Raw genomic sequence first — 7,083 nt, 5'->3', positions numbered from 1 at the left:
GGTATTAAATAACAGGCTTGGGCTGTCACATCTGTGATGGCCCTGCCAAGAAAATCATGGCTCTATTTGATGGATGAAGTGGCTCTATTCTATGAAAAAGGGTGCTCTATCCGATGACTATATGCATTTAACGCAAATTGACTATGTGGTCAATATTTTGATGCCAGTTCTATAAATAAAAATCGTCTCAAAAAAAGTACACCGTTATCAGAATAATATTGACATCATTCCGATAACAGTATAATTAAAATTTCATCGTTTCTTATTAATACAGCAGAAATTTCTAAAAGATTAGGAGTTGTTTTTTATTGTATGCTATGCTTTATCTGATGTAACCACTGGTTTCCCATCACCATCTAATAAGGGTGTTATTCCACCAGCATACCCGTCCCAACTAAATAGGTAGTGAACCCCTGTTTCTTTATCTACAATTATTTTATTACCTGACAGATTACCCTCTTTAAGGATAATATCAAATCTTTTATTTGAATCTTTTCCAAACATTTTAGCGTCTCCTTTATTCACTTATTTCTCATTTAACTTACTTGAGTTTATATCTGACTTTTATTGTCGAACTGTACTTTTCCTTTCATAAAATCGATCTCCGGAAGCACAATGCGGATCTCATTCTCAGAATCTTCCTTATTCCAATTAATGACGTAACTTACCCGCGCATTTTCATATTCGTAACCCTGAGCTTTTAATTTGTCTAACTCCCCTTTGAATTTACTTGAAAACATCAGAATCCTTCGTCTATTGTTATCCAAACATCCCTGATCGTCAATAATAATTTCGTCTCCACTCATTAAATTTTTGATTAGCTGTTGTTTAGTTATAAAATAATCCAAGTAAACATCCCTGTGATTCAATTGTAGGGAAAGAAAGTCAGATGGTGCATAAATTCTAGTATCTTTTCTGTATTGCAATGCTTCAATCTTTCCATAAGCATTATTTGAACTTTTGCTCAAATAATTATCGTTGTAGTGAATTTCCAAGCTTTCCTTCGCTCTTGTCATTCCAACATAAAGCTGTCGCTTTGCTTCTTCTGTTTCTACCCTAAAATCAACAAGCATTAAAATTACATGCTCAAATTCCCTGCCCTTCGCTTTATGAATGGTTGAAATACTAATGGATCCTCGACTTTCATTGTGAAAATCTTCCTCCTGTGATTCCCGTAAGAAAATCAATAAATCAGATTTATACTTATACTTGTTGTTTATTTCCTCAAAATCTTCAATAATTTTATTGCACAAAGATAAATTTTTGCTCCTCAAAAAATGAGTATTCAATTGTTTTTTAGCTTTATTCCATATATCGTTTTGAATCACATACGTATCGTCGTATAAGTTTAACTGATCTACAAAGTACCTAACTTCATCCAAATCATACAAATTATAATGTTCATTGCTTTGAATCAATTTTGCATGTATTCCGTTTTTCTTTAGAAGTCCGGCAATCTGGAAAGCCTCTTCATTTGTTTTTGTCATGATGCATGTAGACCCACTCATGCCCTTCTCCATCAATTTGTTGATAACAGGTTCGATCAAATTCTTGCTGGCGTATCGAATCACTTGGATAGAACCCAGACCTAATTGAGCTGACATGATAGGTGTACTTTTCATACGATTTGGAACTGTATCCACAAAAACGTTAGTAAATTCCACCAGATTTGATTTGCTTCTGTAATTCTCCACCAGCTCGTATAAATTCGATCTCTCGAATTCTAGTAAAGATTGCATGTATTTTGAATCGGATCCGCGGAATCCATAAATATTCTGGTCGTCATCCCCAACTGCAATCACTCGCATATCATCATTTTTTTCTATAAGTGTTTTTACAAGATGAAATTCATGAACATCCATATCCTGGGCTTCATCTATTACCAATACAGCTTTTGTGATCTTGGACAATTCCACGTCACTATTTTCTATATAGTTAGTCGCTTCTTTGATTATATTTGAAGAATTTTCAATGCTCCCTACTCTTCCCATTATATCAAAACAATAGGAGTGAAACGTTTTGATCTCAATATAGTGGGCAGCATTGCCAATAAGATCCATTAATCGCTTTTTGAATTCCGTCGCTGCGGAACGCGAAAAGGTGATCATAAGGAGCTGCTCGTGTTTAATATCCTCCATCAATAACAATGACGCTAATTTATGAACTAAAATTCGTGTTTTACCGCTGCCTGGTCCTGCTGCAACAACAATATATTTTGAATCCTTGTCATTAATTATTTTCAATTGTGCAGGAGATAACTCGCCAAATAATCTCATAAATTTTTCTGGAGTAATATTTTTCTTGATCTCAGCATTGCGTTGACCCTTGAAGTACTTTCTCAAAAAAGAACTGTCCTCTAATTGAAAATAATCGTCTACAAACTGCAACGCGGATTGATAGTCCGATAACACTTTTCTGGCGTATTCTCCAACAATGTGTATCATCTGAGTCTTTTGTTCATAAAACTGTTGAAGTTGCTTGTAATCATCCACTTTATATTGGATTTTGTTGTCTGTCTCCAACCGTTCGATACTAAGCCCATTATACGTAACTAAAAATCCACCTTCCAGCTTCAGCCCACCGATTTTATTTAAGTAGATCAGGGCATTTTCCACTTCTTCCGTGGTGACTTTTCTATTCAACATCTGCAATCGCAACTGGCATTCTTCCTTCAGCTCAAGAACAGAAAATTCGACATAATCCTCGTTTTCTTCACAGATATCACTTAAATACTCCAATATATAATATGCCATTTGACCCAGGCTCTCAACGATCTTTAAAAAATCTTCTTTATCCTGCAGAAATGTAATTCTCATATTGTTGGGCGAACGTCTTGATCTATCTCGGTGAATATAACCTTTTGTCTCCCAGAAATTCAAAATCTTTCTGATTTTTTCCGGGGATGATTTTTTTATGGAATTGGTCTCCGCCGCTTCGTTTAAAATTTTTATATTGACCATTGATTTTTCTTCAGTTATTTCTTGAATCAGAAACTCTTCCAATTGGCGATTTACAATCAAGGTGTTAAAGGATTTTGAAACATTGCCTCCCGCTTCTAAATATGCAGTTATATCTTTTGCATCAGCTAATACTCTCGCTTCTCGTAGCAATTGTACGATGTAAATAACTTGTTTCTTTTCAATTCCTAAATCATCTGAAATGTAGTCGACTCTAGATTCTGGCGTTTCATTTTGAGCATGCTTTCGACTTCGGCTCGATATTAATTTTTTTATGATCCTTATCGCTTGCTCTTCTTCTTTCCCTGCGAACAACCCTGACTTCCTTATCTTATTTATTGCATCTATTACGGAACGTGCCATGATGCTGTTTGCATAAACTTTAGGCATATTTTGCCCTCGTTTTATGTATCCAGCATTTTCAAGTGCCGCAATTGCGGTAGTTACTCTGGTTTCAATTTGCATGATCGTATCGTCCCAGCCTGCTTCTCGAGCAATTTCCAACGCAGAGCTGGACATTCTATTTCTTGTTCTGGTTGTACTTTTGATAGCCTTCCATACTTGTTGAATTTCTTCTTTGCTTATTTTTGTCTGATTGAGCAATATGAAATGCTTGTTAAGATCTTCGTCATTAAAGAGAATATAACAATCAGCTTTAATGTTTTGATCGCGTCCTGCTCTACCGGCTTCTTGAACGTAATTTTCAAGAGAATCTGAAATGTCATGATGAATCACCATTCCAACGTCGCTTTTATCGACGCCCATTCCAAAAGCTGAGGTGGCAACCATTATCTGAACGTCTCCATGTATAAAAGCATCTTGATTATCACTTTTTTCCTTCTTATCCATCTTCCCATGGAATGCTTTCGCAGAATATCCATCATTTGTTAGCCGCAATGCCAGATCATCAGCTTTTTTTGTTCTGGATACGTAGATGATCGTAGGGCAATCCTTACGCTCCAACAGCATTCTTACTTCGTCATATTTTTCATCATCATTTTTTTCAATAACTTTGTAAACTAAGTTCTTTCGGGAAACTTTAGTTGAAAAAATCTCCAGGTCAAGATTTAAATTCTTTTTGAAATAAGTCACGATATCATCGATGACATTTTGTTTTGCTGTCGCAGTAAAACAAGAAACCGGTATCATTTCTTCCAAATTCTTTTTATTGCAGATATTTTTGATAAACTCACCGATATAGAGATAATCCACACGAAAGTCATGTCCCCAAGAAGAAAAACAGTGGGCTTCATCGATAACAAAACGACAAATTTTTCGGTTTAGAACCAATCTCTCAATGGTTTTTGAGCGCAAAGACTCCGGAGCAATATACAACATAGTGGCATCGCCATTTTCCACTCTTCGTATAGACTCCATGCGTTCTATGGGATCTAAGAGTCCGTTGATAGTTACTGCCTGAGTGATGCTCTTTTCTTCAAGGTTATCTACCTGATCCTTCATTAGGGATTGCAAGGGCGAAATGACCACTGTCAACCCTTTCGTAGCTTTCCCTAGTACCAGTGCCGGCACCTGAAATTTAATGGATTTCCCGCCACCAGTGGGGAAAATAACCAGCTGAGATTTATTCTCGATTGCTGACCTGGCTGCAGTTTCTTGCAACGGTATCCCTTCAAAAGTACGATAAGAATCATAATTAAAGTATTCCCTTAAACCTATTACAGCATCTAGTTGCTCATTGCAGTAGGCACAACCCTGCAAGCATGGTTTTCCTCTCAGCTTATGCATCAGCGGATCAACTTCAGGAAATGTCTTCAATATCCATGGTGGCATGATTGAATATTCATCATTGGCATGAATGAGAGCGATACAGTATGCAAGCTCAACAGGAAAATCGATCACAAACTGTTGTATATTCGCATATTCACAGATAGATCCTTTAAATTTTTCTTTGATTCCCACATCGATAGACTGATATTCGCTTTCGAAATCGAGGAATTGAAAGAAGCCACAAAACTCTTTTTTATCTTTCAATAACCCATAGTAAATATTCTGCAAATATCTCGGCATTTTTTTAAATTCTTCCAACTCATCGTAAAAAAGGTTCATGGCATTTCTTGCATCATTCAAAGGATTGTTTAATTCTTCCGTCTGCAGTTTATCATCTTTTACAAGAGCATGGTACGGTCGCTGGGGAAAGAGGAGCGACGAGAGGTAGAGGGTGTCGATTATTTTTTCTTTATGGTTGATCGAGTATTGTAAATCAGTTCCTAATGATTCTCTAAGATATTTAAGGTCATGGTTAATAATGTTGTGACCACATAGAAAATCAGAGTCCTGGATAAATGAAACAAACTTTTTCAAATTTGGTTCATGATATATTTCTCCACGATCATTGATTGCACCGAAATCATTTATTCTTTTCGACTCTACAGAAACTTCTGTATCAATAAATGCAATAGATTTCATAATATACCTTTCATTTCTCTGTATTGATTAACGTACCTCTTAGTACAAGCCAAAATACTAAGGTCAAGCAGTACCTTCACCTGACAGGTAACGAGTCCTACATAGGAAAGTTACTATTTTTTCCAAGACAACCCATCAAGTGTTACTCAATATCGTCAATAGTAGTAAATAAATCCAGTTCCTCTTTTTCCAATATTTCTTTAAAATCCGGGTTCAAACCGGATTCATAATCAAAATCACTGTCAAACTCCCCATTAATGTTGCGTATCAAGGTGTCTACTAATTTATTACCCAGTGGTTTGAATGTAACATATGTCAGCCCTCCGGAAACGACTCCACCTATAACTGGAACTGCCTTATTAATAGTTTTGGCTACAGTTTGTTTTGTTATTTTATAACCGACAATAGAACCAACTTTTTTGACCATGGGATACCAAGCCGTTTTGGTAAGAGCCTTGCTCGCCACCTTGTTTCCTATTGTTTTACCGGCCATAACTGAAGTTTTGTTGACCAGCACAGCTGCTCCGCTTGCACCATACATCGCACCCAAATAACCAATGATCCTGATTTTTGCTCTTTCTGATAAATCATCACCGTTATTTTCAAATAAATTGTCCTCACCATAGAGATATGCGATCTTTTGAGCCATATTGATTGCGAACCCAAAATACTGCACGATATCCAAACTTCCTGCTCCAATCATAAGCGCGGGATTTGAAGGCAGTCCTGATGCGAAGGATGCAAAAGATGTTTTGTTCGTAGTAGAGGTTATAATCTCGTCCGCTTTTTTTCTTAATACTTCTGGATTATATACGGATGTAGGATCCTCTTTTAGTATGTGGTCCAGATAAGGTGATTTTGAAAATTCCGACTTTAAGAATTCGTCTCGATCCACTCTTACAATAGGAAAAGTTGCCGCTTTTCCTATGATAAAAAGTGTGGAATCATACATTTTATCTGGAGATAAGTCAGGTTTATATCTTGTTATCACGGTATTGACCGTCGATCCAAAGGATTTATTGCTCGACAAAACCCCCACCTCATCCGATTCACCATTCACTTCAATTACTTCAAGTACATCCTCTACATGATCTTTTTTTTGTTGCGTATTTTTCTTATGATTAGTGATGTTCGATAATCCGTCGTTTATCTTGGAAGAAACCGCATTGGTGATTTTAGAAACATTTTTATCATCCAAAACATCTGAAGCAATTTTAGATGCTTTCATCTTAAGGTTTTCAGAAAAATTTTTCATTTTATTCTCCTTTATGGTGGACACAAATTATTCATTTTTCAGTGAGTTTAACTTTTATTCATAATTGGATATATTTTTCTTAAAATAAGTTAAAACTGGTCGATTCAATAATAAAAAAGTGATCTCTGATCACAAAAACAAATAGTCTTTAATCCGATAATTAGATAAATCATCTTATTTTAAATTATAAAATATTTCCAATTATTTATCAATTTAATCCCAATTTATATTTTAAATGCTCAAATTTTAAATACACTTATCTACTGAATTCTGAAGCTACAATTTATGTGTGCTACTATTATTACAGCTTTGTACACGGTACCGTCAAGATTCTTTCGCAAAATTAATTAGCCATTTGGTTTGAATATATTTAAAGAGCAACTGACTCTGGGTTGTCAAGCTCCATTCTTTCCAGGTGTTTCATGTTTAAATACCGCTTGCATC

3 protein-coding genes are annotated in these 7,083 nt (G+C 35.7%); all 3 read right to left on the bottom strand.

Going from position 1 to position 7,083, the window contains the following annotated elements; all coding sequences use genetic code 11:
- Positions 1-315 precede the first annotated feature (315 nt).
- Positions 316-504, bottom strand: a complete 189-nt coding sequence (locus IWB18_RS12045; protein ID WP_195683868.1) for a DUF6440 family protein — start codon at positions 502-504, stop codon at positions 316-318.
- A gap of 47 nt (positions 505-551) precedes the next feature.
- Positions 552-5,384, bottom strand: coding sequence for a RecQ family ATP-dependent DNA helicase (locus tag IWB18_RS12040; RefSeq protein WP_195683867.1), 4,833 nt, complete (start codon positions 5,382-5,384; stop codon positions 552-554).
- Between the two features lie 142 nt (positions 5,385-5,526).
- The gene (locus IWB18_RS12035) at positions 5,527-6,639 is read right to left on the bottom strand and encodes a hypothetical protein (RefSeq protein WP_207740835.1); all 1,113 of its coding nucleotides are present in this window, start codon (positions 6,637-6,639) and stop codon (positions 5,527-5,529) included.
- Positions 6,640-7,083 lie beyond the last annotated feature (444 nt).

It is taken from the genome of Alkalibacter mobilis (assembly GCF_015594845.1).
Taxonomy (GTDB): Bacteria; Bacillota; Clostridia; order Eubacteriales; family Alkalibacteraceae; genus Alkalibacter; species Alkalibacter mobilis.
The sequence above is the reverse complement of the archived record's forward strand: the minus strand, read 5'-3'. Positions and strand labels throughout refer to the sequence as shown.